At 74.2% G+C, this 236-nt stretch carries 1 pseudogene; it reads left to right on the plus strand.

Annotated features, from left to right (window positions below):
- Nucleotides 1–236, plus strand: a pseudogene (locus KMS84_RS40710) (hypothetical protein); the annotation flags it as partial.

The raw sequence follows: 236 nt of genomic DNA on the forward strand, positions 1-236 counted from the left end.
CGGCGGCTACGGCGACGGCGGTCCGGTCACCGTGGACCTGGCGGCCGTGACCGCCCCCCTCAAACGTCAGCTGACGGCCGACCACGTGCCGTTCGCCGAGCGGCTCCCCGTCGAGCACACCCGGGTGGCGCTGCTCCCGTCCGACGACCTGGCCGCGCTCAGGAAGGGTTACCGCGTGCTCGACGTCGCAGGATTCTGGCTGCCCCTGGCCGCCGTCGTGTTCGGGGTCGCCGGCA

This window comes from Streptomyces hilarionis (assembly GCF_024539675.1).
Classification (GTDB): Bacteria; Actinomycetota; Actinomycetes; order Streptomycetales; family Streptomycetaceae; genus Streptomyces; species Streptomyces hilarionis.